Source organism: Catellatospora methionotrophica, from assembly GCF_011297335.1.
In the GTDB taxonomy this organism is placed as follows: Bacteria; Actinomycetota; Actinomycetes; order Mycobacteriales; family Micromonosporaceae; genus Catellatospora; species Catellatospora methionotrophica.
The window spans coordinates 133,105-155,295 of the sequence record NZ_JAAOTJ010000014.1; the positions used below are offsets into that span (position 1 = coordinate 133,105).

Genomic DNA, 22,191 nt, shown 5'->3' on the forward strand with positions numbered 1-22,191 from the left:
GTCTCCTCGTCGGCTGAGTTCGACGCCGGTGGCCAAGCGAAGGGTCGCTGCCGATCGGTCTCGTCATCGGCGCACGCTACGCCATCTCCGCCGATGCGGTCCAGTCTGTACAGCCGTTGTTTTCGACATGTTCCACTGTCAGATGTTGCTAAAACTGGACATATGACTACTGAAAAAAACATCCAGTGCGACATCTTGTCATTAGAACGCGATCCTGATTACATTAGCGGCGCTCGGTAACCTCGCCGAAACCTGGTCAGCGGAACCCACCGCTCGGGCTCCGGACCGGTGTCGATCACCTGGATTCCGCTCTGACCTCGGCATACCTCACACTTGGGCTCCGCCGAGTCCGCAGAACCGCTCAGTTGACAGGAAGTGCATAGATGAACGGAATGAAGCTCCGGCTTAGCTTCGTCGCCGCGGTAGCGGTGCTCGGCACCGTCTCGGCCTGTGGCGCGACCGACGGTGCAGGCGCCACCGGCGACGGCGCTGCGGGAACCACGGTAGTGCAGTACAACAGTGCCGACGCCTGGGCCAACTACAAGGCGATCCGGGCCGCGTTCAAGGCCGAGTCGGGCATCACGGTGCCCGCCGACATCAAGAACAGCGGCCAGGCGATCACCGCGATCGAGGAGCAGAAGGCGCACCCGCAGGCCGACGTCGGCTACTGGGGTGTCACCTTCGGCATTCAGGCCGCGACGAAGGGCCTGGTGGAGTCCTACCAGCCGGTCGGGGTCGGCGACGTCCCCGCGGACCTCAAGGCCACCGACGGCAGCTGGGTCGGCGTGCACTACGGCGTCGTGGCGATGCTGGTCAACACCAAGGCGCTCAAGGGCGCGCCGGTCCCGCAGAGCTGGGCCGACCTGCTCAAGCCCGACTACAAGGACAAGGTCTTCTACGCCGACCCGGCCAGCGCGGCCATCGGCTACTCCACCGCGGTCGCGGTCAACGTCGCCAACGGCGGCACCGAGGACAACTGGGCGCCCGGCATCAAGTACTTCCAGGACCTGAAGAAGAACGGCGCCAAGGCTCCCACCAACACCTCGCCCGCCAAGGCGGCGTCCGGTGAGTACCCGATCCTCATCGACACCGACTTCAACGGCTACAACCAGAAGTACAACAACAACGCCCCGATCGAGGTCGTCATCCCCTCCGACGGCACCGTGAAGGTCGTCTACACCGTGGGCCTGGTCAAGGGCGGCCCCAACCCGGTCGGCGCCAAGAAGTGGATCGACTTCCTGCTCTCCGACAAGGGGCAGCAGATGTTCGCGCAGTTCTTCGTGCACCCGGTGCGCGGCACCATGCCCGCCGAGGTGACGGCGAAGATCGCTCCGCAGGCGGCGTACGACGGCGCGCGCAGCGTCGACTTCGTCAAGCTCTCCCAGGCGCAGGCCGGCTTCAACGAGCTCTACAAGAAAGAGGTCGCCGGCTGAGCCGTCCGGCACCGGCCGCCGGGAGCGGCGACCCTGCGACGACCGCTCCCGGCACCTCTCCACTCCCTCGCGTCCACCAGAAAGGGTGGCTCATGTCAGCTCAGGCGATCAGCCCGAGCCGGCGGCAGCGCCGCCGATTCGCACCCACGATCCCCCTCCTGGCGGCGATCCCCGCCATCGCGCTGCTGGTGCTGCTGATGGTGGTGCCGCTGTGCTCCTTCGTCATCCGCAGCCTCACCGGCATCGACGGCGAGTTCTCCTGGGGCAGCTACCAGGAGATCTTCACCGAGCCCCGCTACCGCACCGCGCTGTTCAACTCGGTGTGGCTGGCGATCGCCTCCACCGCACTGGCCCTGCTGATCGCGCTGCCCGCGGCCCTGCACCTGGCCCGGCTGCGCGGACGCACCCGCACCGTCGTGGACGCGGTGCTCACCTTCCCGCTGTCCCTGCCGGGAGTGGTCATCGGCTTCTTCATCATCGTGATGTTCGGCCGCTCCGGACTCGCCCAGGCGGCGATGACCGCGCTGACCGGCGAACCGGGACTGGTGCTGGCCTACGCGATGCCCGGCCTGCTGCTGGCCTACCTCTACTTCCAGCTTCCCCGGGTGCTGGGCACCCTGCGCGGCGCAGCCGAGGCGCTGGACCCCGACCTGGTGACGGTGGCCCGCACGCTGGGCGCGTCGCGCACCCGCGTCACCTTCACCGTGGTGCTGCCGGCCCTCAAACCGGCCATCTTCGCCGCCACGGCACTGGCGATCGCCAGCTCGCTGGGCGCCTACGGCACGGTCGCCGCACTGTCGGAGGGATTCCGGGTGCTGCCGCTGGACATCGCCGAGCAGGGCACCATGCTGCAGAACACCCGGCTGGCCGGTGCCATGTCGATCGTCCTCGCGCTGGTCAGTCTGATCTCGACCCTGCTCAACGACGCCGCCGAGCGGCACATGCGCCGCGGTGCCAAGCCGGCCGCCGCCACCGCGGTCGCCGCCGCGACAGGAGGTCGCACCTCATGACGCTCATCGCGCAACGTCCCGCCTCGCCGGGCCCCGCCGAGCCCGCTGCGGCCCGCCGACGCCCGCGGCGGGAGCGGCCCTGGCTGACCGCCGGCGCGGCATGGCTGGCCGTCGGACTGGCCGTCGCGCCGATCCTGGTCACCCTGCTGGCCGCGCTGACCGACAACTGGAACGACGGCCCGCTGGGCGGCGGCGTCACCCTGCGGTGGGTCGGCGAGTCCTTCGCCGAGTTCACCATCGGGCTGTCCACCAGCGTCGAGGTGGCCCTCTACACGCTGGCCATCGATCTGGTCATCGGGTTGCCGCTGGCGTGGGCGTTCGCCCGCACGAGGCTGCCCGGACTGGGCGTGCTGCGCTGGCTGACCGGGCTGCCGCTGGCGGTGCCGGGCATCGCGGTGGGTCTGGCGCTGGTGGCCACCTACCCGCAGCTGCAGAGCTCGGGCATGCTGCTGATCGCCGGCCACGTGGTGGTGACCCTGCCGTTCCTCACCGCGGCGGTCGCCCCGGTGCTGGCCGACCGGGACCTGGTCGACCTGGAGCACACCGCCGCCACGCTGGGGGCCAGATTCGGCCGGCGCAGCCTCACGGTGACCCTGCCCCACATCCGCACCAGCCTGCTCAGCGCGGCGCTGATGATCTTCACGCTGAGTTTCGGCGAGTTCAACCTCACCTACTTCATCGTCAACCCCGCCGAGCCGACCCTGCCGGTGTCGCTGTTCGGCGCGTTCATCTACGGCCAGACCTCCAACGCCGCAGCCCTCACGCTGTGGTACTGCGTCGCCGTCGTCCCTATCGCTGTCGCGCTGCAACTGCTCGGCAAGCTCGCTGTAAAGAGGTCAAAGTGACAACAGCCGTCAACGTCGAGCAGTCCTCGCGTACCGGGGGAGCGGCCGACCAGCATGCCGCGGTGCGCGCGGTCGGGCTGACCCGCCGCTACCCGGGCGCTGCCCGCCCCGCCGTGAGCGACGTCGGGTTCACCGTCGGCCAGGGCGAGGTGCTCGCCCTGGTCGGGCCGTCCGGCTGCGGCAAGTCGACCACCCTGCGGATGATCGCCGGCCTGGAGCCGCTGGACGGCGGCACGCTGCACCTCGACGGCGTCGACGCCACCGGCACCCGCCCGGAGCACCGCCGGATCGGCTGGGTGCCGCAGAGCTACGGCCTCTTCCCGCACATGAGCGTCGCCGACAACGTCGGCTACGGCCTGCGCGCCCGGCGGGTGCCCGCCGACCAGCGCAGGACCGCCGTGCAGGAGGCGCTGCGCCTGGCCCGGGTCACCGAACTGGCCGACCGCAGCCCCTCTCAGCTGTCCGGCGGGCAGCGCCAGCGGGTCGCGCTGGCCCGGGCCCTGGCCACCGACCCGCGGGTGCTGCTGCTCGACGAGCCGCTGGCCGCCCTTGACCCGCAGCTGCGCGACGAGCTGCGCGCCGAGCTCGCCGAGCTGCTGCGCACCGCCGGCCGGGCCACGGTGCTGGTCACCCACGACCAGCACGAGGCACTCGCGCTCGCCGACCGGATCGCGATCCTGCGCGACGGCCGGCTGGTGCAGTGCGCCACCCCCGCCGAGATCTGGCAGGACCCGGCCGACGACTTCGTGGCCGCGTTCATCGCCCGGGGCAACGTGCTGCCCGCCGAGTCGGCCGGCGACGGTTCTGTGCTGGTGGCCGACGTATGGCGGCTGCCGCTGCGCGAGCTGGGCGGGGCGGACACCGTCCGGCTCGACCGGGAGCTGGAGGTCGTGCTGCGACCTCGTGACCTGGTCGCCGACGAGCACGGCGAGCTGACGCTGATGGTGCGCCAGTGCGAGTACCTCGGCGACGTGGTGCGCGTGCACGGCGAGCCGTTCGGCGGCGACGTGCGGCTGAGCGTCGAGCTGCCCTCGTCCACCGCGATCAGTGACCGGATAACGCTGCGGCCGAGCCCGGGCAAGGTCACCGTCCGCAACAAGCGGACCGCCGGTGGCAACCGATGAGGCCGGTGCTGGTGCTGTGGGACCTCGACCACACGCTGCTGGAGACGGGCGGGGTGGACCGGGAGATCTGGTTCGCACTCTGCGCGCAGCTGCTCGGACTGCCTGTCGCCCCCGCTGAGGTGGTGCCCGGCAGCACCGCGCCGCAGCTGCTGCGCGCCATCCTGGTCCAGCGCGGTGCGACGCCGGACGAGGCCGACCGGCTGCTGCCGGACGCGCTGCGCCTGGAGCTGGAGTTTCTGACCGCCAGGCGGGACGAGCTGCGCCGCCGGGGCAGGGCCATGCCGGGCGCGCTGGCGGCGATCGCGGTCCTGGCGGGACGACCCGACGTGCTGCAGTCGGTGCTGACCGGCAACCAGCGGCCCGGCGCCGAGGCCAAACTCGGGGCGTACGCGCTGCTGGGCAGCCTGGACCTGGACATCGGGGCGTACGGCTCCGACGACTCCCACCGCCCGGCCCTGGTGGAGGTGGCCCGTAAGCGGGCCGAGGCCGCGCAGCCGCTGCCGATCAGCGCCGAGCAGATCGTCCTGATCGGCGACTCGCTGCTCGACATCGACGCGGCCCACCGCAACGGCGCCCGGGTGGTGGCGGTGGCCACCGGGGAGATCACCGCCGAGCAGCTGCGCGCGGCCGGGGCCGACGCCGTGCTGGACGACCTGACCGACACCGGCGCCTTTCTTGCGGCCGTGTTGGGACGATAAATCATGAAGAACTGGGAACCGTACCGGCTGGCTCATCTCAGCGACCTGCACCTGCTGCCCGAGGGCGAGCTGCTGCGCGGCAGCCTCGACACGTCCGCGCACCTGACCCGGGCATTGGAGATCATCGAAGAGTCCGGTCAGCCGCTGGACGCGCTCCTGCTCACCGGTGACCTCATCGAACACGGCGGCGACGCGGCCTATCGGCGCCTGCTCAGCCTCGTCGAGCCGGTCGCCGACCGGCTCGGCGTCCCGGCGATCTACGTCGTCGGCAACCACGACGAGAAGGAGGCATTCGCCCAGACCCTGCTGCGCGGTGACCGGTCCGCCTTCGACGCGGTGCACCGCGTCCGGGGGCTGCGCGTCATCGTGCTGGACAGCACGATCGACGGCCAGACCGGCGGGGCTCTCACGGCCGGCCAGCTGGACTGGCTCGCGGCCGAACTCGCCGAACCGGCCGAGCACGGCACCCTGCTCGCCCTGCACCATCCACCCCTGCCCGGCACCTCCGCGCTGATCGACCGGATCACCCTCGACCCGGCCTCCCGATCGGCGCTGGGCGACGTGGTCGCGGGCACCGACGTCCGGCTGATCGCGGCCGGGCACTACCACCAGCCGATGGGCGGTGTCCTGCGCGGCATTCCCGTGTGGGTCGCCGGCGCGGTGGCCTACACCTCCGAGGCGTTCCCGCCCCCGGGCACGCACCGGGGCCTGCCGCTGCCGAGCTTCGCCCGTCTAGAGATCCACCCGGACACCGCATTCGGCCTGTTCCAGCCGGTGCACTCCGGGCCAGTGGCCTACACCCAAGCGGCGCCCCCCGCCGCACCCCGAACGGAGCAGCTGTGAGATCCAAGCTCGTTCTTTCAGCCCTGACCTCGGCATCCCTCCTCCTGTCCGCGATCGGCGCGGCCCCCGCCGCGGCCGACCCCGGCACCAGCTACACCTTCACCAAGATCTTCGACACCCCGTACCTGCAGAATCAGCAGGGCCTGGCCTGGGCCGACGGCAGCCTCTACGTCAGCTTCGACATGGGCAGCGACCAGGGCCGGATCGTGCAGTACAGCACCACCGGCACCGAGATCAAGCGCAGCGGGCTGCTCGCCCTGGGCCACGCCGCCGAGATCAGCTTCCGCCAGGCCGACGGCAACTTCTACGTGGCCACCGGCGGCGGCAGCAACCCGACCTACGTCAACGTCGTCGACATGCGCCCGGCCACTCCGGTGATCAAGAAGACCTACAACTTCACCGCGCTGGGCAACAACGGCATGGTCGGCATCGACAACAAGAACGACCGGATGGTCGTCTTCGCCGGGCCCAGCGGAGGCCCGTACACGATCGCGTTCGCGAACTTCAGCGGCACCGTCACCTCCAGCTTCACCCTGCCCAACCTCGGCACGCCGCAGGGCATCGAGGTCGCCGGAGACCAGGTCCTCTACTACACCTCCGGGCCGAACTACGCCTACAACACCATCACGGTGTTCAGCGCGACCGGCACCAACCTCTACTCGATCAACGTGCCGGTGACCAACGAGGGCGAGGGCCTGGCGATCAACACCCAGAGCAACCAGCTCTACCTCGGCTTCCACAACCCGCGCCGGGTCTACTCGATGAGCCCGGTGCTCACCGCGCCGCTGGGCGTGAACGTCATCGCCAACCCCAACGCCGAGTCCGGCACCGCCGGACCCGGCCACCCCACCACCGTGGCCATCCCCAGCTGGACGGTCGCCGGCGGCATGAGCACCATCGGGTACGCCGTCGGCGGCGGTTACCCGACCGCGGCCAGCCCCGGCCCGGCCGCCCGCGGTGCGACGTTCTTCAGCGGCGGCACCGCCGCGAGCGCCACCCTCACCCAGACGGCGAACATCGCGACGCTCGCCACCGACGTCGACGCCGCCGACATCAACTACAGCCTGGCCGGCTACCTGGGCGGCTACCTGACCCAGACCGACAACGCCAAGGTCGTCGTCACGTTCAAGAACAGCGGCGGCACCTCGCTCGGGACGGCGCAGATCGGCCCGGTCTCCCCGGCCGACCGGGCCAACGTCACCGGTCTGCTCCAGCGCACCACCACGGGAACGGTGCCGGTCGGCACCCGCACGATCACGGTGGTGGTGACGTCCACCCGCGACAGCGGCACCAACAACGACGGCTACTTCGACAACCTGTCGCTGGTGCTGACCAAGCCGTAACCCCACATTTGGCCAAGCCGAACACAGCGGGCAGGGTGCCCACCCGAGGGTTCACCCTGCCCGCTCGCCATAAGCGAAGAGGAGAGAACCATGTCAGAGACGATGCAGGCCGTGGTGTCCCACGGGCCGCACGACTACCGGCTCGAAGAGGTGCCCGTGCCGACCCCGGGACCGGGTGAGGCTTTGGTACGGGTCGAGGCGGTCGGCATCTGCGCCAGCGACCTGAAGTGCTACCACGGGGCCACGAAGTTCTGGGGCGACGCGTCCCGCCCGGCCTGGGCCGAGACCGAGGTGATCCCCGGCCACGAGTTCGTCGGCGAGATCGTGCAGCTCGACGACGCGGCGGCCGCGCGCTGGAAGGTCGGCGTCGGCGACCGGGTCACCTCGGAGCAGATCGTGCCGTGCTGGAAGTGCCGCTACTGCCAGCGCGGGCAGTACTGGATGTGCGCCCCGCACGACATCTACGGCTTCAAGCGGCGCACCCCCGGCGCCATGGCCCAATACATGATCTTCCCGGCGGACGCCCTCGTCCACAAGATCTCCAAGGACCTGCCGCCGGCCCACGCGGCCTTCGTGGAGCCGCTGTCCTGCGCACTGCACGCCGTCGAGCGCGGTGGCATCCGCTTCGACGACGTCGTGGTCGTGGCGGGCTGCGGCCCGATCGGGCTCGGCATGATCGCCGGCGCGGCGGCGAAGTTCCCCGCCCGGATCATCGCCCTGGACCTGTCCGACACGAAGCTGGAGCTGGCCAAACTCTGCGGCGCCGACGTCACGGTCAACATCTCCCGGCAGGACCCGACGCAGATCGTGCGCGACCTCACCGAGGGCTACGGCGCGGACGTCTACTTCGAGGGCACCGGCCACCCTTCCGCCGTGCTGCAGGGCCTGAACCTGCTGCGCAAGCTCGGCACCTTCGTCGAGTACGGCGTCTTCAAAGACGACGTGACCGTCGACTGGAGCATCATCAGCGACGACAAGGAACTCGACGTCCGGGGCGCGCACCTGGGCCCGCACTGCTGGCCCGCCGCGGTCCGCATGCTGGAGTCCGGCCGGCTGCCGATGGACCGGATCTGCACCCACCAGCTCCCCCTGGCCGACTTCCAGGCCGGGCTGGACCTGGTCGGCGACGGCACCACCTCGATCAAGGTATCGCTGCTGCCATGAGCGAGCTGCTGATCGGCATCGACATCGGCACGGCCAGCACCAAGGCGGTGCTGGCCACCCCCGACGGCACCGTGCTGGCCACCGCCTCCCGCACGCACGCGATGTCGCTGCCCCGACCCGGCTGGGCGGAGATGGACGCCGAGTCGCTCTGGTGGGGCGACGTGGTGGCCGTCTGCCAGGAGCTGGTGCCGCAGGCCGCGGGCCACCGGATCGCCGGAGTCTGCGTGAGCGGCGTCGGCCCGTGCCTGCTGCTCTGCGACGAGCAGCTGCGCCCGGTGCGGCCCGCGATCCTCTACGGCATCGACATGCGCGCCACCGCCGAGATCGCCGAACTGACCGGGCGCTACGGGGCGGAGCGGATCGTCGCGCGCGGCGGCACGGCCCTTTCCACACAGGCCGTCGGCCCGAAGATGCTGTGGGTACGGCGCCACGAGCCCGACGCCTGGGCCCGCGCCACCCGCTGGTACAACTCGTCGTCCTACGCGGTCGCCAAACTCACCGGCGAGTACGTGCTTGATCACCACACGGCCAGCCAGTGCGATCCGCTCTACGACATCACCACCCGGCAATGGTCCGCTGACTGGGCCGACGACATCGCCCCGGGCCTGGCGATGCCCCGTCTGGTCTGGCCGAGCGACGTCGTCGGCACGGTCACCGCCGAAGCGGCGGCACAGACGGGGCTGCCGGTCGGCACGCCGATCTCCGCGGGCACCGTCGACGCGTGGGCCGAGGCGTTCAGCGCCGGGGTCCGCCGCCCCGGCGACCTGATGCTGATGTACGGCTCGACGATGTTCTTCGTACAGGTGCTCCAGCGCCTGCGGTCGCACCCGATGCTGTGGACGACGGCCGGGGTGGATCCGGGGTCGTACACGCTGGCGGCGGGCATGGCCACCTCGGGCAGCCTGACCGCCTGGGTACGTGAGCTGACCGGCGGGGCGAGCTTCGCAGAGCTGGTCACCGAGGCGGCGGCCACCCCGGCCGGCGCGGACGGGCTGCTGGTGCTGCCCTACTTCGCCGGTGAGCGCACCCCGATCTTCGATCCGCAGGCCCGCGGCGTGATCGCGGGGCTGACCCTGCGGCACCAGCGGGGCCACCTCTACCGGGCCGTCTACGAGGGCATCGCCTTCGGCATCCGGCAGATCCTGGACTTCCTCGACCAGGCAGCCGGTCCCGCAACACGCATCATGGCGGTCGGCGGCGGCACCCAGGGCGGGCTCTGGACCCAGATCGTGTCCGATGTGACCGGCCGCGAGCAGCTCGTACCGGACCAGACCATCGGCGCCAGCTACGGCGACGCGCTGCTGGCCGCGATCGGCGCCGGGCTGGTCACCGCGGACACCGACTGGGCGCGGGCGGGCTCGACCGTCGCGCCCGACCCGGCCAACCGGGAGCTCTACGACGAGCTCTACCGCACCTACACGCAGCTGTACCCGGCCACCCGCGAGCACATGCACCGCCTCGCCGGCATCCAGGAAGCGGCGTTTTGATGGTCGCCGCGCTGGCGGCAGCGCTGTTCGTACTGTTCACCGGCTTCAACGACGCGGGCGCGCTGGTCGGGATCGGACTACGCGCCCGGGGCCTGCGGCCGGGGGCCGCACTGGTGATGCTCACGGTCGCCGTCGTGGCGGTGCCCGCGGTCCTGGGCGCGGCGGTCGCCACGACGCTGACCACCCGGCTGGTGTCGTTCGGCTCGGATCGCACACCGCTGCTGGTCGGCATCGCCGTAGCGGTCGCCGTCACCGTGGCCCTGGCCGCGCGGCGGCTGCCCACCAGCCTGACACTGGCCCTGATCGGCGGCATCTCCGGCGCGGGCATCGCGGCCCGCGCCGACGTCGACTGGGTGGTGATCGGCACCGTGCTGGTCATGGCGGCACTGGCCCCCTTCGTGGGAGGGTTCGCCGCCCTGCTGCTCAGCCGGCTGGTCGCCCGCACCCCGGCACCGCGCGGAGCAGGACGGCGGCTGCGGTGGCTGCACATCGCCGGATTCGCCGCCTGCTGCGTCGCCTACGGCGCCAACGACGGCCAGAAGATGCTCGCGGTGTACGCGGCGGTGCACGCGACCAGCCCCCAGTCCTACGCCACAGCGCTGTGGCCACAGGTCGTCATCGGCGGCTGCTTCCTGACCGGAGCGCTGCTGGGCGTACGCAGGCTCGCCGCGTCCATCGGCGGCGGACTGGCCAGCGCCCAGCAGGACGCGGTGGTGGTCACCGAGATGTCGGGCGCGGCGGTCGTCCTGGGCACAGCCGCCCTGGGCGCGCCGGTGAGCATGACGCAGTCGCTGTCCGGAGCCATGATCGGCACCGGACTGGCACGTAAGACAAGGAGAGTCAGATGGCGGTCCGTCCTACGTCTTGGCGCGGCATGGCTGCTGACGCTGCCGACCGCATTGGTGGCCGCCGCCGCGGCAAGCGCAGCCCTAAGCGCGTTCCGGTGAGCGACGGAAGGCTGGCCGGTCTGCTGCGCGACCTGTCGGGCCGCACCGACCGGGTGCTCGTCGCCCTGGTCGTGGAGCAACTGGCGGCGACTGCGCGGGGCGTGCGCCTGGCGCATGCGGCCACCAGCGGAGACATCACCGCCGCGCAGGCCCGGACCCGGATGACGGTGGTCGAGCACGACGGAGACGATCGGCGAGCCGCCCTGGTGCTGCGGATGCAGGCGAGCATCACCTCGCCGATCGACCGCGAGGACCTGTTCCGGCTGTCCCGGTCCGTCGACGACGTCCTCGACGCGCTGCGCGACTTCGTACGCGAACTCGACCTGTTCGACGCCGCGCCCCAGCCGTCCTACTCGGCGATACTGCAGGCGCTGACCACCAGCGTGGACCACTTCACCGAGGCGGTCCACCTGCTGGCGGCCGCTCCCCGGCAGGCGGCCCAGCAGGCGCTGCAGGCGAAGAAGCCGGGAGTACGGCTGCACTACCAGCTGGCCCTGGCCGAGCTGCTGAACCAGCCGCTCACCGCCGAGACACTCAAGGCGACACTGCTGCTCGGACGGCTGGACGCCGCCGGGGTGAGCCTCGCCGGAGCTGCCGACGCGCTCGCCGACGGCGTCGTCAAGAGGTTCCAGTAGTCGACCAGAACTCCACCGTCACAGGGAACGAGGACACCAACGGTGATCAACCCAGCGGACCTGATGAACACTGCCGTCCAGGCGACCGGCATCGCACTGGACCTGATCAGGTCGGTGCCCCGAGGCAGATCCACCGCCAAGGGCGATCGGGACATGGCGACCGAGACCGACTACGCGATCGAACGCGCCGTGCGCGCCTTCCTGGCCGAGCGGACACCGGACATCGGTTTCCTCGGCGAGGAGGACGGGCTCAGCGGCAGCGCGGGGGAGTGGATGTGGGTCCTCGACCCCATCGACGGGACGGTGAACTTCGTCCATGGGCTACCGCTGTGCGCGGTGTCCCTCGCGCTGCTGCACGGTGACCGCCCGGTCCTCGGCGTGATCGAGCTACCGCTCCTGGGTGCCCGGTTCACCGCGGTCGAAGGCCACGGCGCGTACGAGAACGACATGCCGGTGACCGTGTCACAGGTGTCCGACCTCGGTAGCGCGGTAGTGGCGACGGGGGACTACTCGGTCAGCCCCGACGCCGCAGACGACAACCGCGTACGGCTGGCGGTCACGGCAGAGCTGGCGGCAAGGGCGCAGCGGGTCAGGATGCTCGGGTCCGCCGCGATCGACCTGGTCTGGCTGGCCTCGGGCCGCCTCGACGCGAGCGTCACGATGGGCAACAACGCCTGGGACATGGCAGCAGGGGTCGTCATCGCCCGGGAAGCCGGAGCCCTGGTCCTCGACGCGGACGGCACCGAGCACACCACCAGGTACACAGCGACCATCGCGGTAAGCCCCGGCATCCGAGACGACATCCTGGCGATCGTCAGCCGGGCCAGCGGGTAGCGGCGTCGCGAGGGCCTCGACCAGAGCTGCCCCGACAGTGACGTCTGCCCCGGCTGGCAGATCTGACAGCGGCGCGCAGACGATGCTGCGGCTGCGCAGGGAAGGCGAAAGAGCGTGGCGCGACCCGCGGTTCGGTCGGCAGGCCGAACCGCGGGGTCAGGCGCAGATGAGGCGTCAGTCGCGTTTTTCCGGGATGTCCACCTCGCCGCGCCATGCGCCGGTCTCTGCGCCGCGCTCTTCCATGAACTCCTTGAACCGCTGGGCGTCGGCCTTGACCTGGCGGCTGTCCGCGCCGATCGCACTGCCGACGTTCTCCACGAACCCTTCGGGCTTCCAGTCCAGTTGGACGGTCACCCGGGTGTCGGACTCGCCGAGGCGGTGGAAGGTGACCACACCGGCGTGTTCGGTCTCACCGCTGGTGCTCTTCCAGGCGATCCGCTCGTCCGGGTGCTGCTCGGTGATCTCAGTGTCGAACTCCCGCTTTGCCCCGGCTACGTCGACGACCCAGTGGCTGTGGGTGTCGTCGATCTGGCGGACCGACTCGACGCCCTTCATGAAGTGCGGGAAGGACTCGAACTGGGTCCACTGGTTGTACGCCGTGCGAACCGGCACATGAACGTCGACGGATTCTGTCACCGTGCTCATCGAACGCCTCCTCGGCATCAGGTCAAGATCGTGACCGCGCCAAGGCTTATTACCCGATTCGCGCATATTTAAACCGGCAGGACCCAGCCCCTGGAAGGGCGCACACACCTCACCCGTGACGATCGGCAGCCGTGTGGCGCGCTGCTGGCCGCGTAGCTCCGCACTCAGCGCTTCCGGACTGGCAACCGCAGGTAGGACGGGGTGGAGCCTCCAGTGTGGATGACGTGTCGACCGGTGTTGGCGCCGACGTACTCGCCGATGCCGGCCATCATGGTGCCGAGCAGGTTGCGTACGCTGATGGCGAACCGCAGTTGCTCGCCGGGGTTGAACCGCAGCCCGATGGGCAGCAGGTCGATCTCGATGTCGACGACCTGGCCGGGGGAGATTTTGTCGACGCGGTCGAAGGAGTGCGCTGGGACGTCCTCGGTAGACAGGATCGGGTCGATGTGTCGTGCCGAGGTGCGTAGCCGACCGTCGGAACCCTTGTACTTCCGCAGGCCAGCGAACCGGTCCTGCCGACGGTGATCGCGAGGGTCTCGCCAGCTGCGGCATCGAAGCCGCACGACCGCATCGAAGCTGAGCAAGCGGCCGGGTTGTCGGCTGAAGCTCCACGGCCGACGAAGCGGCGACGACTGCGGTGCACCGCCGGACCCACGTGTCAGGCGTCACAGTCCATCTCGGATTCGCCGACCCCGGCGCGGCAATGGGCGCACGGTCGTCAATGAAGGGCTGGCAATGGGCCAAGAAATGTTCTCGTTCGTCGATCTGCTCGTGGTCGGAGCCGTCGCGCTGGCGCTGGGCGCCCTGGCGACCGTCGTCTTCCTGTCCTCGGCAGTGCACGAGATGCGCACCGCCAGGTCAGCCGCGACCCGCCAGCGCCGCCAAGCGGCCGAACTGCTCCGCCTGGCCGAACAGCCCGGTGCTTTGACCGGTGGTGCCTGGAACGCCGACCTGCTGCGCCGGGTGCAGTCTGAGCGGCTGCCGCTCAATCGCGGGCACGCCTGGCGGACGTCCGGGCCCCGTCACCGTGAGCTGTGAGCGAGCGCCTGGCGCACATCGCGACGATGAGCCGGTGGACCGACCGCCGGTTTCAGGTCGCGTCAGACGTGCCCAGTCGAGCGACTGGGGTACACCACGCGGCCGTAAGGGTAGGATCTTCACGTTGACTGATTGATCTTCCACTGCCCCGGACCTCGGCAGCTTGCTGGACGAGCCAGAGGCGAGGACGTGGATAAGCACCCCATGAGCATCAGTGTCGCTCGTAGCCCTGGAGGGCGAATCGCCTGCATGTCCATAGCCGGCGACGTCGACTTGGTCGACCCTGTCGATGTGGACGTCGCTCAGCGTCAGCTGGTGGGCATGTCCTGCGATGTTCTGTACGTGGATCTTGCGCGCGTCACCTTCGGCGGATCTGGCTTGATTCATTACCTCTACAACGTCTCGGAGCAGCTACCGGACGTGCCGATAACGCTCTGCGGATCGACGGAGATCACTCGCCAGGTCCTCGAACTGGCAGGCCTGGACGGGCTTGCCGCCATGTGCGACAGCCTGCCGCAAGACTGGGCGTCGGCGAAGACGTCGCCTGCCTCCGACCTGCGGCTGGCCGGGGATCGGGTGACACCGGTCAGGCCGCAACCAGCCACGTGAGAAGACCGGGTCGTCGACGCGCATCGCGCGGCCGGCACCGGCGTCGCTGCGTGACCGCATCGCCGTCCTTGGTGGCTGATGGAACGATCGAGCCTGGTTCAGGCGCTGACGGCGGATGCGCAGCCGTTCAGGTTCATCACGAGCCGCCATACGTTCGTTCCCGGTCGGCTGTAGAGGTCGACCCGGTCGCATACTTCGTCGGCGATCCTCAGTCCCCATCCGCCAGGCGATGCGGAGGAGCGTCCGGGCGGCGCGAAGGTGCCGCTGTCGGTGACTTCGCTGATGAGTGCGCCCGTCTCGCTCCACACACGAACGGCACCGCCCTGCGACGTATGGCGCAGAACGTTCGTGGCGATCTCACTGATCGCGACCCCCAGCGCGGGTAGCCGTGTAGCACACAGCCCGAGACTCTGGGCGCACTCGCTCGCGAATGTCCGGACTCGGCTGAGGTCGCCGGCAACGTCGAAAACCAGAACGGGGACGCCGGCCGGAGGCGGGTCGAAAGGTCTGCTCACCACATTCACATCGTTCACCGCTCTGAGTGCCGTGCTCGAGCTATACCGGCCGTGACGCCTGGTAGCTGCGGATACGGCGTACTGGCCGCCTACACCGCAAGACTCTTGTCTACCCGATGTAAGTGGAATCAAACTCATCCCGCTCGACGCGGCCCGCCCTTTCGCTCAAAGGCTCACTGCCCCGTGCGCTCGCGGACCTCGGGATTGGTCGGTCACGCCGCGATGGTGCGTTGTGGCCTGCCGGCTCGCCTACGACGGCAGCTCCACGCCGACGACCTGCGCGGCGTAGCCGGTCATGAGGCGCAGTGCGTCATGCCGGTTCACCGACGTGCCGGTGATGATGTGGTAGCCGTAGGCGTCCTCTAGGGCGACCAGATTGCGGGCGGCGTCGGCCGCGGGCACCGCGAGCCGGAAGGCCTGCCGGTCGGCGCCGTCGCGCAGGATGTGCTCGTAGAGTTCGGCTTGGCGGTCGAACAGGCTGCGTCGCATGGCGGCCTCGCCGTGGCGCATCCTGGCCTGGGGGGAGAATTCGTACAGCAGGCAGCACAGCTCGTCGTCGGGTCCGGACGGCAGCCCGGAGTCGATCATCGCGGCGAGGCGCCGTGTGGGGTCGTCGTGGAGTGTGGCGGCGTGACTGCGGTGCAGGTAGAAACGTTCGACGGCCTCGTCGTAGACGTCTTGGAACAGGTCCTGCACGTCGCGGAAGTAGTAGGTGACGGTGCCGGGCGACATGCCGGCCGCGTCGGCGATGTCGCGTACGCGCACATGTGCCAGGCCTCGCGCCATGATCGCAGACCGGGTGGCGGCCAACAGGTAGGCGCGGCGCGCGTCCTGCCGCTTGGGTCGTGCCACATTCTCTCCCGTCGCATGCGTGCGCACCACCGTACCGCCGCCGTCGGCCGGGTCCGCCGAGACGTGTTCTCTGCCGTTGTGCACGAGAATCGGCGGCCTTACTCCGCGCCCGCCATGCGGGACTGGACCTGCCCGGCGAACCCGGGCCGCACACGCGATGACCGACGTGGCCGGCGTCGGGGTCGGCACCATCACCCTCATCGAACGGCAAGGCCGCCGCGCAGGGCCGGTGCGCACCGGCCGGTGACCGGCCGGTGCGCAGCGCCCGGTGGGAGGTCCGGGCGGTCTTCAGTACCCGTGGGGAGTGAGTACGTCGATGAACAGGGGGTCGGGTTCGGTGCCGCCGAGAGTCACGCTGTCGCGTTTGACATAGCCGTAGTAGGCGTTGGCGTCGACGACCCGGTTGTTGCCGATGTAGACGCCCGTGTGGTCCAGGTCGCCGCCGTAGCGGATGCCGTCGTCGGGGTCGGTGTCCCAGAAGACCAGGTCACCTGGCCGCGGATTCGTGACACGTCGTCCCTGGTTGATCTGGCCCTGCAACCAGTAGTTCAACTGCAGCCCGCGGCCGGTCGCGCGCTCGGTGCCGTCCCAGATCGCGTGGCGGTTCAGGCATTCGCAGTCCACCGCCTGCGTGCCGCACGTCCATCCGTATGCGAGCTTGTATGGCGTCCCCAGGTAGGCCTCGGCCGCATCCACCACGGCGGCTCGTACCCCGATGGCCTGCGCCGGCGTCGGGGCCACGACCAGTGGCGTCACGATGACGGCCAGGCCACACATGAGCCGGGCGATCATCCGTTTCCACAGTCCCATCCGTACCCACTCCATCCGTTATTCGTCGTACGACACAGTAAACAATGTCTGTCGATGGAAGGGAAGAGGTACGCCTGGTCCCGGGCGGTGATCAACGCCCGGGACCAGGTGGCCTTCAGTGCGCGAACCGGCCGCGGAGCAGGCCGGCGATGGCAGCTGACACCCACAGCATGGGCAGCGCCGCGCCGGCGGCCACCAGCCGGAAGTCGCCTGCGCCGAGCCCGGCACCCATCAGCAGGACGTAACCGGCCACCACTGCCCAGGCCAGCACTGCCTAGCCCGGCCGGCGCAGCCGTAGGAAGCGGCGTGAGAACACCAGGCACACGCCGACCAGCGCCAGTCCCATCGCCGGAGCCGCGAAGGCGTGCAGCGTGCCGTGCCAGCTCCACGTGGACGGGTCAGGCGCACCCTGTGGCGTGCCCGCCGGGAAGCCTGAAGCCGGGTCGGTGACGAAGACCCCGCCCCAGACCAGCGCTGCGCCGTAGGCGGCGACGAGGATCGGCCCCCAGGTGCCCGCGGGCCGACCTCGCAGCAATCGGCGGATGCCGAACGCGGAGCCGATGGCCAGCACACCGCACAGGAGGAAGTTGACGATCTGGATCCACCCGGCCTCACCCAGGCTCAGCAGGCTCATCGGCTGGCTCCTGGCGTCTACGCCGTCTCGGACAGCCTGCTGCACCACGACGGTGGCCAGGAACAGCGGGCCGGCCAACACGCCACCGGCCAACAGTGCGCGGGTGCCCGGGGTCGGCGCCGCGACCGTGTCCTTCGGTGCGGCGGGAGTGGGAGCGGGGAGAGTGGGAACGGTGACGGTCATGGCTACTCCGTGGGTCAGCATATGGATGGGGGCCTAGATGGTGCTGGCATCCTGCGGATACCAGCGCAGTTCCACGACGTTGCCGTCCGGGTCGCGGACATAGATCGATGTCGCGTCACCTCGCGCACCGAACCGGCCGACAGGCCCCTCGATGACGGAGAAGCTGCCCGAGTCGATGACTTCCTGCCAGGCCAGTGGCTGCACGACCAGGCAGATGTGGTCGACGTTCGACTCACCCCGCGGGTAGCTGACCAGATCGATGATGGTGTCCGTGCTGACCCGTACGGAGGGGAAGCCGACCTGCCCGGCCCGCCACTCGTCGACACGGACCGGTTCCAGACCGAGGAGCCCGCAGTAGAACTCCAGGGAGCGTTCGACGTCGGCGACGTTGAGCACCAGGTGGTCGAAGGCGATCACGCGCATCGTGTTCACCGGCTTTCCAGGTCGAGGGCGGCGCGCAGCCAGCCGGTGAACAGGTCCGGATCGATGTCGTCCGCCGTGGCGAGTTTCACCGATGCCATCCGGCGGGCGCCCGGCGTCAGCCGCCCGGACGGGTCGGTGACGTCCTGGCCGCGCCACAGCCCGAAGGTGACGTAGGCGGGGTACGCCTTGAGCAGGCAGACCGGTCTGCGTCCCGGATGCTCGCCGAGGCCCCAGACCGGGTGGCCGTGGTACAGGACGCCGGTCGTGCCGGGCAGCGCGGACTCGATGACGGGACGCATCGCGGCGGCGACGTCGCGCAGCGGGTGGTCGAGACCGGCCAGGTAGTCGGTGATCTGTGCGGTCATGGTGTGACGGCTCCAAGGGGTGGGGTGCGGGTCCGGTGCGCTCCTGCGGCACCGGGTGACGACCCCTACTCTTCGGCAGCCGACAGCCGCGACCAAGCCAAGATCGGTCTAGGATCGTTGACCTGGATTCAACGAACTGGACGGGACATGCTGGAACGGCACGAGATCGAGACCTTCCTGACCCTCGCCGTCGAGCTGCACTTCGGGCGTACCGCCGAGAAGCTCGGCGTCACCACCGGGCGCATCAGCCACGTGGTCAAGAAGCTGGAACGCCGTATCGGCGCTCCACTTTTCGAACGCACCAGCCGCGTGGTGAGGCTCACCCCGATCGGACACCGGTTCGCCGAAGACCTCACGCCCGCCGTAGCCGGCCTGGAGCACGCCCTGCGGCGGGCCGTCGAAGCCGGCCGCGGCGTCACGGGTCGCCTGCGGGTCGCGTTCCTCGGCGAGTGGACCGCGCCGACGCTGCTCAAAGCAGTCAGCCTGTTCAACCGGCGCCACCCCGAGTGCGAGGTGAGCGTGCACGAGGTTCAGCTGTACAACTCGCGAGCCAGCCTGGTCGACGGATCCATCGACCTGCTCCTCGCCTCGTACCCGTTCGACGGCATGGCCTGCGGCCCGACGCTGCTGCGCGAGAACCGGGTCCTGGCGGTCCCCTCCGCGCACCCGCTGGCGAAAGTGCCATCGGTGTCGCTGGAGGCTCTCGCCGACCATCCGGTCGTACAGTACCCGGCGGCCACCTCGGCGGTGTTCAAACGCGACCGCACGCCCGACCACACCCCGTCAGGCAGGCCGATACCGAAGGGGCCGGCCGGCAACACGTTCTCGGAGATGCTCACCCTCGTCGCCATGAGCAGAGGGGTGCTGCCGGTCGGCGAACACACCCGGTTGTACTACCCGCGCGCCGACGTCAGCTACGTGCCCATCCACGACGCGCCGCCGATCGAACGAGGCCTGGTCTGGCTGGAGACCAACACCACCGCCCGGGTACGCGAGTTCGTGCACGCCGCCTCCGACGCCAACACCGGCACCGTCTGACGTTGCCGGTCCGCTGATCCGGGCAGCGGAGGTCGGCGGTGAGCGCGCCCCGGAACGTACAGCGATGACGGCTCGGTGGGTGGCCCGGTGGCGCCCTCGGTAGGCGCCCGCACCGGGTAACCGGTGGTCAATGCCAGGCCATGTTGATGGCGCGTTCGAAGGTGGCGTACCCGGCGCGGGCGAACGCGTCGGCCATCGGCTCGTTGTCCAGATCGGTGGCCGCCCTGATGTAGGCGGCACCGTGGGCGGCCAGCACGCGGGTGCCTTCGGCGAGGATGGCGTCGACGTAGCCGCGGCCACGATGTTCGGGGAGCACGCCGAGGTACGCGATGATCGGGTGGTAGGAGTTGCGGGCGGCGATGACGAACCCGACCGGTTCCCCGGTGCCCGGCAGCTGCGCGATCTGCCACCAGTCACGCGGGCTGGTGAAGCTCGCGAACTCGCCGTGCAACTGCGCGGTGGCGGTGTCGCGGGCCGGCATCGTAGCCAGGTCTGCCCGGCTGTGATGGTCGAGCGTGCCGTCCAGCACCCGGGTCATCAGGTCGATCAGCTCGGCCGGGTCGTCGGCCGGCCGGAACGCCAACCGCGAAGCGGCTGGTGGCACCGCGGTCCCGGGACCCCACTGCAGGCGCAGGCGTTCGACGGTGAGTTTCGCACCTGTCTCGGACAGCAGCGCCATCCGGGTCTCGACCGCCCGCCGGGCGGCGGGGTCGTCGCGCCAGTCGCCCGGCACGTAGCGACCGTATTCGGGCGGCTGGCCACCGGTCGGCACGACGGCCGCGAACGCCGCCGCGAGCAGTCGCCGGGCGACGTCCGGCTCGCTGTCGTCGAGGTCGAAGATGTCCAGGAACACCGGCGCGTCGCCACCGGGCCGCGACCACCAGGCGACCCGGGCCAGTACGGTGTCACCGCGCTGCGCCAGCCACATCCACTCCGGTCGGCGGCGGCCTTCGGCGAGGTCGTCGGCCAGCTCGTGGTTGAGGGTGTAGTCGAGACGGTTGAACAGCGCGATCTCGGCCGGTCCGGTGATCGGCCGGATGACCAGGTCGTCGGCGCTCATGCCGCGGCCTTGGCGTAGCTGGTGATGGTGAACCCGTTGTCGAAGGAGACCTCGCCGGTCCGGGTGAAGCTGACCGGCGCGTGCGGGCCGGCGAACAGCGCGATGCCGGCGCCGAGCACGATCGGGTGCCGTTTGATGATCAGCTCGTCGATCTCGTCGAGCAGTACGCCGGCCAGCCTGCCGCCGCCGGCCAGCCAGATGCCGAGGCCGTCACGCTGCTTGAGGTCGCGGACGACGCCGACCGGGTCGTCGGCGACGAAGGTGACAGCCGGGTCGACGCCGGTCAGGGTGCGGCTGACGACGTACTGCTCCAGGTGGCCGTACGGGCTGGTCAAGCCGACGGCCAGGCCCGGGTCGTAGGTTCCCCGGCCCATGATGACGGCGTCGAAGTGCCGGGCCGGGCGGTCGGCCACCCCCAGCGGCACCCGGGCGGGGGTGGGCATGGTCTCCGGGTACTCGGCCAGGATCGCGGCGGCCGGTTCGCCCTCGAACGGGAAGAAGTCGTATTCGCCGCCTGGTCCGGCGATGTAGCCGTCCAGGGTGGCGGAGATGTAATAGGTCAACTTACGCATGATCGATGTGTGCTTTCGGGTTGTCGGGAAGGGCTGCTCAGAACATGTTCTGCCACCGCGCTACGGTGATCAACGGGCGAACGCGAAACGGCCGTTAACCCGGCGCTTAACGAAGGAGGACCTGGTGGAGCTGCGCGACATCGAGATCTTCCTGGTCCTGGCACAGGAGCTGCACTTCGGCCGGACGGCCGAGCGCCTGCACGTGACGCCCGCGCGCGTCAGCCAGGCGATCAAGAAGCAGGAACGCCGGGTCGGGGCGGCGCTGTTCGACCGCACCAGCCGCAGCGTCACCCTGACCCCGCTCGGCGAGCAGCTGCGCGCCGATCTGGCGCCGGCCTTCCAGAGCCTGCACGAGGGTATGCGCCGGGCCAGCGCGGCTGCCCACACGACCAGTACCCCGCTACGTGTCGGCGTCGTCTCCAGCAACGCCTACGACCTGCGCCCGTACTGGCAGGCGTTCCGCGACCGCCACCACGACTGGGCGCTGCAGGTGCGCCATGCCCCGTTCCACGACTGCTTCGACCGGCTGCGCAGCGGCGACCTCGACCTCCTGGTGGTGTGGCTGCCCGTCGAGGAACCGGACCTCACCGTCGGGCCCGTGCTGTTCACCGAGCCCCGGGTGCTACTGGCCGCCGCCGACCACCCGCTGGCCGACCGCACCTCCGTCACGCTGGAGGCGCTCGCCGACGTCGGGGTGCTCGGCAAGGACGCGCCCGGACCGGACTACTGGGTCGACGCCTTCCTGCCCTTCGCCACCGGGACCGGCCGGACCATCGAGCGGCTGCTGCCGATGTCGAGCCTGGACGAGATGTTCACCCATGTCAGCAACGGTGACGCCGTGCACAGCCTGGGCGCGCACACCGCGCGTTACCATTCGCGTCCCGACATCGCCTACGTGCCGATCACCGATGGTGCGCCGCTGAGCTGGGGTCTGGTCTGGCATACCGCGTCCGAGACCGCGTCGATGCGCGCCTTCGTCCGGCTGGTGAGCGACCTCGGGCCGATGCCGATCAAGCCGACCATCCGCCGCCGCCCGTAGCCGCTGCCGACCGTGACGCTGCTCGGCGAGTACTCGCCAGACGCC

The 22,191-nt window shown here is 70.1% G+C and carries 27 protein-coding genes; 16 read left to right on the forward strand and 11 right to left on the reverse strand.

Features of this window, described 5'->3' with window-relative positions; translation table 11 throughout:
- Positions 1-392: 392 nt before the first annotated feature.
- The 12 genes from HAV40_RS26775 (at position 393) to HAV40_RS26825 (ending at position 12,363) form a co-directional block, all read left to right on the forward strand.
- Complete coding sequence (locus HAV40_RS26775) at positions 393-1,433, forward strand: extracellular solute-binding protein (protein WP_166385938.1); 1,041 nt, start codon at positions 393-395, stop codon at positions 1,431-1,433.
- 92 nt (positions 1,434-1,525) lie between these two features.
- Positions 1,526-2,443, forward strand: a complete 918-nt coding sequence (locus HAV40_RS26780) for an ABC transporter permease (protein ID WP_166385939.1) — start codon at positions 1,526-1,528, stop codon at positions 2,441-2,443.
- The gene (locus HAV40_RS38115; protein ID WP_203671930.1) at positions 2,440-3,288 is read left to right on the forward strand and encodes an ABC transporter permease; all 849 of its coding nucleotides are present in this window, start codon (positions 2,440-2,442) and stop codon (positions 3,286-3,288) included. The genes HAV40_RS26780 and HAV40_RS38115 overlap by 4 nt, the downstream gene beginning before the upstream one ends.
- Positions 3,285-4,412 (forward strand): ABC transporter ATP-binding protein, encoded by a 1,128-nt coding sequence (locus HAV40_RS38120; RefSeq protein WP_203671933.1) that lies wholly within the window; start codon positions 3,285-3,287, stop codon positions 4,410-4,412. The genes HAV40_RS38115 and HAV40_RS38120 overlap by 4 nt, the downstream gene beginning before the upstream one ends.
- The gene (locus tag HAV40_RS26790) at positions 4,409-5,110 is read left to right on the forward strand and encodes an HAD family hydrolase (protein WP_166385940.1); all 702 of its coding nucleotides are present in this window, start codon (positions 4,409-4,411) and stop codon (positions 5,108-5,110) included. The genes HAV40_RS38120 and HAV40_RS26790 overlap by 4 nt, the downstream gene beginning before the upstream one ends.
- A gap of 3 nt (positions 5,111-5,113) precedes the next feature.
- A complete protein-coding gene (locus tag HAV40_RS26795) occupies positions 5,114-5,953 on the forward strand; it encodes a metallophosphoesterase (protein WP_166385942.1) in 840 nt (279 codons plus the stop codon).
- Complete coding sequence (locus HAV40_RS26800) at positions 5,950-7,296, forward strand: hypothetical protein (RefSeq protein ID WP_166385944.1); 1,347 nt, start codon at positions 5,950-5,952, stop codon at positions 7,294-7,296. The genes HAV40_RS26795 and HAV40_RS26800 overlap by 4 nt, the downstream gene beginning before the upstream one ends.
- A 90-nt stretch (positions 7,297-7,386) precedes the next feature.
- Complete coding sequence (locus HAV40_RS26805; RefSeq protein WP_166385946.1) at positions 7,387-8,460, forward strand: alcohol dehydrogenase catalytic domain-containing protein; 1,074 nt, start codon at positions 7,387-7,389, stop codon at positions 8,458-8,460.
- Entirely contained in the window at positions 8,457-9,947 is a 1,491-nt protein-coding gene (locus HAV40_RS26810) for an FGGY-family carbohydrate kinase (RefSeq protein ID WP_166385948.1), read from the forward strand. The genes HAV40_RS26805 and HAV40_RS26810 overlap by 4 nt, the downstream gene beginning before the upstream one ends.
- Entirely contained in the window at positions 9,947-10,894 is a 948-nt protein-coding gene (locus HAV40_RS26815; RefSeq protein ID WP_166385950.1) for an inorganic phosphate transporter, read from the forward strand. Before HAV40_RS26810 ends, HAV40_RS26815 begins: the two co-directional genes overlap by 1 nt.
- Complete coding sequence (locus HAV40_RS26820) at positions 10,891-11,529, forward strand: DUF47 domain-containing protein (RefSeq protein WP_166385952.1); 639 nt, start codon at positions 10,891-10,893, stop codon at positions 11,527-11,529. The genes HAV40_RS26815 and HAV40_RS26820 overlap by 4 nt, the downstream gene beginning before the upstream one ends.
- A 42-nt stretch (positions 11,530-11,571) precedes the next feature.
- A complete protein-coding gene (locus HAV40_RS26825) occupies positions 11,572-12,363 on the forward strand; it encodes an inositol monophosphatase family protein (RefSeq protein ID WP_239086954.1) in 792 nt (263 codons plus the stop codon).
- 174 nt (positions 12,364-12,537) lie between these two features.
- Here the strand turns inward: HAV40_RS26825 and HAV40_RS26830 are convergent, their stop codons facing one another.
- Positions 12,538-13,008: an SRPBCC family protein gene (locus HAV40_RS26830; protein WP_166385954.1), complete on the reverse strand. Its 471-nt coding sequence runs from the start codon at positions 13,006-13,008 to the stop codon at positions 12,538-12,540.
- A 164-nt stretch (positions 13,009-13,172) separates the two neighbouring features.
- Positions 13,173-13,571 (reverse strand): CocE/NonD family hydrolase C-terminal non-catalytic domain-containing protein, encoded by a 399-nt coding sequence (locus HAV40_RS26835; RefSeq protein ID WP_203671936.1) that lies wholly within the window; start codon positions 13,569-13,571, stop codon positions 13,173-13,175.
- A gap of 172 nt (positions 13,572-13,743) precedes the next feature.
- Here HAV40_RS26835 and HAV40_RS26840 point away from each other — a divergent pair, with 172 nt between their 5' ends.
- Together HAV40_RS26840 and HAV40_RS26845 are read left to right on the forward strand one after the other, a co-directional pair.
- Positions 13,744-14,046, forward strand: a complete 303-nt coding sequence (locus HAV40_RS26840) for a hypothetical protein (RefSeq protein ID WP_166385956.1) — start codon at positions 13,744-13,746, stop codon at positions 14,044-14,046.
- A 204-nt stretch (positions 14,047-14,250) separates the two neighbouring features.
- Complete coding sequence (locus tag HAV40_RS26845; RefSeq protein WP_166385958.1) at positions 14,251-14,655, forward strand: STAS domain-containing protein; 405 nt, start codon at positions 14,251-14,253, stop codon at positions 14,653-14,655.
- 98 nt (positions 14,656-14,753) lie between these two features.
- Here HAV40_RS26845 and HAV40_RS26850 read toward each other — a convergent pair whose 3' ends face one another.
- The 7 genes from HAV40_RS26850 to HAV40_RS26875 all read right to left on the reverse strand — a co-directional run bounded on the left by HAV40_RS26850 (position 14,754) and on the right by HAV40_RS26875 (position 18,437).
- On the reverse strand, positions 14,754-15,188 hold the full coding sequence (locus HAV40_RS26850; RefSeq protein ID WP_166385960.1) for an ATP-binding protein: 435 nt from the start codon (positions 15,186-15,188) through the stop codon (positions 14,754-14,756).
- Positions 15,189-15,419: 231 nt separating this feature from the next.
- Complete coding sequence (locus tag HAV40_RS26855) at positions 15,420-16,022, reverse strand: TetR/AcrR family transcriptional regulator (RefSeq protein WP_166385962.1); 603 nt, start codon at positions 16,020-16,022, stop codon at positions 15,420-15,422.
- Positions 16,023-16,310: 288 nt separating this feature from the next.
- Positions 16,311-16,832 carry a C40 family peptidase gene (locus tag HAV40_RS26860; protein ID WP_203671939.1) on the reverse strand — a complete coding sequence of 174 codons (522 nt, stop codon included), beginning with the start codon at positions 16,830-16,832 and terminating at the stop codon, positions 16,311-16,313.
- A gap of 115 nt (positions 16,833-16,947) precedes the next feature.
- Positions 16,948-17,103: a hypothetical protein gene (locus HAV40_RS38655; protein ID WP_239086955.1), complete on the reverse strand. Its 156-nt coding sequence runs from the start codon at positions 17,101-17,103 to the stop codon at positions 16,948-16,950.
- Positions 17,104-17,106: 3 nt separating this feature from the next.
- Positions 17,107-17,649 carry a DUF998 domain-containing protein gene (locus HAV40_RS26865; RefSeq protein WP_239086956.1) on the reverse strand — a complete coding sequence of 181 codons (543 nt, stop codon included), beginning with the start codon at positions 17,647-17,649 and terminating at the stop codon, positions 17,107-17,109.
- A gap of 33 nt (positions 17,650-17,682) precedes the next feature.
- Complete coding sequence (locus HAV40_RS26870) at positions 17,683-18,072, reverse strand: VOC family protein (protein WP_166386095.1); 390 nt, start codon at positions 18,070-18,072, stop codon at positions 17,683-17,685.
- 5 nt (positions 18,073-18,077) lie between these two features.
- Positions 18,078-18,437 carry a DUF1801 domain-containing protein gene (locus tag HAV40_RS26875; protein ID WP_166385966.1) on the reverse strand — a complete coding sequence of 120 codons (360 nt, stop codon included), beginning with the start codon at positions 18,435-18,437 and terminating at the stop codon, positions 18,078-18,080.
- Between the two features lie 147 nt (positions 18,438-18,584).
- On the opposite strand from HAV40_RS26875, the gene HAV40_RS26880 reads away from it, so the two are divergent.
- The gene (locus tag HAV40_RS26880) at positions 18,585-19,475 is read left to right on the forward strand and encodes a LysR family transcriptional regulator (RefSeq protein ID WP_166385968.1); all 891 of its coding nucleotides are present in this window, start codon (positions 18,585-18,587) and stop codon (positions 19,473-19,475) included.
- Between the two features lie 127 nt (positions 19,476-19,602).
- On the opposite strand, the gene HAV40_RS26885 is transcribed toward HAV40_RS26880, so the two are convergent.
- Positions 19,603-20,535, reverse strand: coding sequence for a GNAT family N-acetyltransferase (locus HAV40_RS26885; protein ID WP_166385970.1), 933 nt, complete (start codon positions 20,533-20,535; stop codon positions 19,603-19,605).
- Positions 20,532-21,107 carry a dihydrofolate reductase family protein gene (locus HAV40_RS26890; protein ID WP_166385972.1) on the reverse strand — a complete coding sequence of 192 codons (576 nt, stop codon included), beginning with the start codon at positions 21,105-21,107 and terminating at the stop codon, positions 20,532-20,534. The genes HAV40_RS26885 and HAV40_RS26890 overlap by 4 nt, the downstream gene beginning before the upstream one ends.
- A 124-nt stretch (positions 21,108-21,231) precedes the next feature.
- Between HAV40_RS26890 and HAV40_RS26895 the strand changes: the two genes are divergently transcribed.
- Positions 21,232-22,146, forward strand: a complete 915-nt coding sequence (locus HAV40_RS26895) for a LysR family transcriptional regulator (RefSeq protein ID WP_166385974.1) — start codon at positions 21,232-21,234, stop codon at positions 22,144-22,146.
- The last annotated feature ends 45 nt before the right edge of the window (positions 22,147-22,191 follow it).

What these genes read in the sequence shown, in the direction of transcription:
- HAV40_RS26890 (WP_166385972.1), bottom strand. Translation starts at nt 21,107, where the DNA reads ATGCGTAAGTTGACCTATTACATCTCCGCCACCCTGGACGGCTACATC.
- HAV40_RS26845 (WP_166385958.1), top strand. Translation starts at nt 14,251, where the DNA reads ATGAGCATCAGTGTCGCTCGTAGCCCTGGAGGGCGAATCGCCTGCATG.
- HAV40_RS26795 (WP_166385942.1), top strand. Translation starts at nt 5,114, where the DNA reads ATGAAGAACTGGGAACCGTACCGGCTGGCTCATCTCAGCGACCTGCAC.
- HAV40_RS26810 (WP_166385948.1), top strand. Translation starts at nt 8,457, where the DNA reads ATGAGCGAGCTGCTGATCGGCATCGACATCGGCACGGCCAGCACCAAG.
- HAV40_RS26860 (WP_203671939.1), bottom strand. Translation starts at nt 16,832, where the DNA reads ATGGGACTGTGGAAACGGATGATCGCCCGGCTCATGTGTGGCCTGGCC.
- HAV40_RS26885 (WP_166385970.1), bottom strand. Translation starts at nt 20,535, where the DNA reads ATGAGCGCCGACGACCTGGTCATCCGGCCGATCACCGGACCGGCCGAG.
- HAV40_RS26775 (WP_166385938.1), top strand. Translation starts at nt 393, where the DNA reads ATGAAGCTCCGGCTTAGCTTCGTCGCCGCGGTAGCGGTGCTCGGCACC.
- HAV40_RS26875 (WP_166385966.1), bottom strand. Translation starts at nt 18,437, where the DNA reads ATGACCGCACAGATCACCGACTACCTGGCCGGTCTCGACCACCCGCTG.
- HAV40_RS26880 (WP_166385968.1), top strand. Translation starts at nt 18,585, where the DNA reads ATGCTGGAACGGCACGAGATCGAGACCTTCCTGACCCTCGCCGTCGAG.
- HAV40_RS26830 (WP_166385954.1), bottom strand. Translation starts at nt 13,008, where the DNA reads ATGAGCACGGTGACAGAATCCGTCGACGTTCATGTGCCGGTTCGCACG.
- HAV40_RS26805 (WP_166385946.1), top strand. Translation starts at nt 7,387, where the DNA reads ATGTCAGAGACGATGCAGGCCGTGGTGTCCCACGGGCCGCACGACTAC.
- HAV40_RS26840 (WP_166385956.1), top strand. Translation starts at nt 13,744, where the DNA reads ATGGGCCAAGAAATGTTCTCGTTCGTCGATCTGCTCGTGGTCGGAGCC.
- HAV40_RS38115 (WP_203671930.1), top strand. Translation starts at nt 2,440, where the DNA reads ATGACGCTCATCGCGCAACGTCCCGCCTCGCCGGGCCCCGCCGAGCCC.
- HAV40_RS26870 (WP_166386095.1), bottom strand. Translation starts at nt 18,072, where the DNA reads ATGCGCGTGATCGCCTTCGACCACCTGGTGCTCAACGTCGCCGACGTC.
- HAV40_RS26780 (WP_166385939.1), top strand. Translation starts at nt 1,526, where the DNA reads ATGTCAGCTCAGGCGATCAGCCCGAGCCGGCGGCAGCGCCGCCGATTC.
- HAV40_RS26790 (WP_166385940.1), top strand. Translation starts at nt 4,409, where the DNA reads ATGAGGCCGGTGCTGGTGCTGTGGGACCTCGACCACACGCTGCTGGAG.
- HAV40_RS26815 (WP_166385950.1), top strand. Translation starts at nt 9,947, where the DNA reads ATGGTCGCCGCGCTGGCGGCAGCGCTGTTCGTACTGTTCACCGGCTTC.
- HAV40_RS26865 (WP_239086956.1), bottom strand. Translation starts at nt 17,649, where the DNA reads ATGACCGTCACCGTTCCCACTCTCCCCGCTCCCACTCCCGCCGCACCG.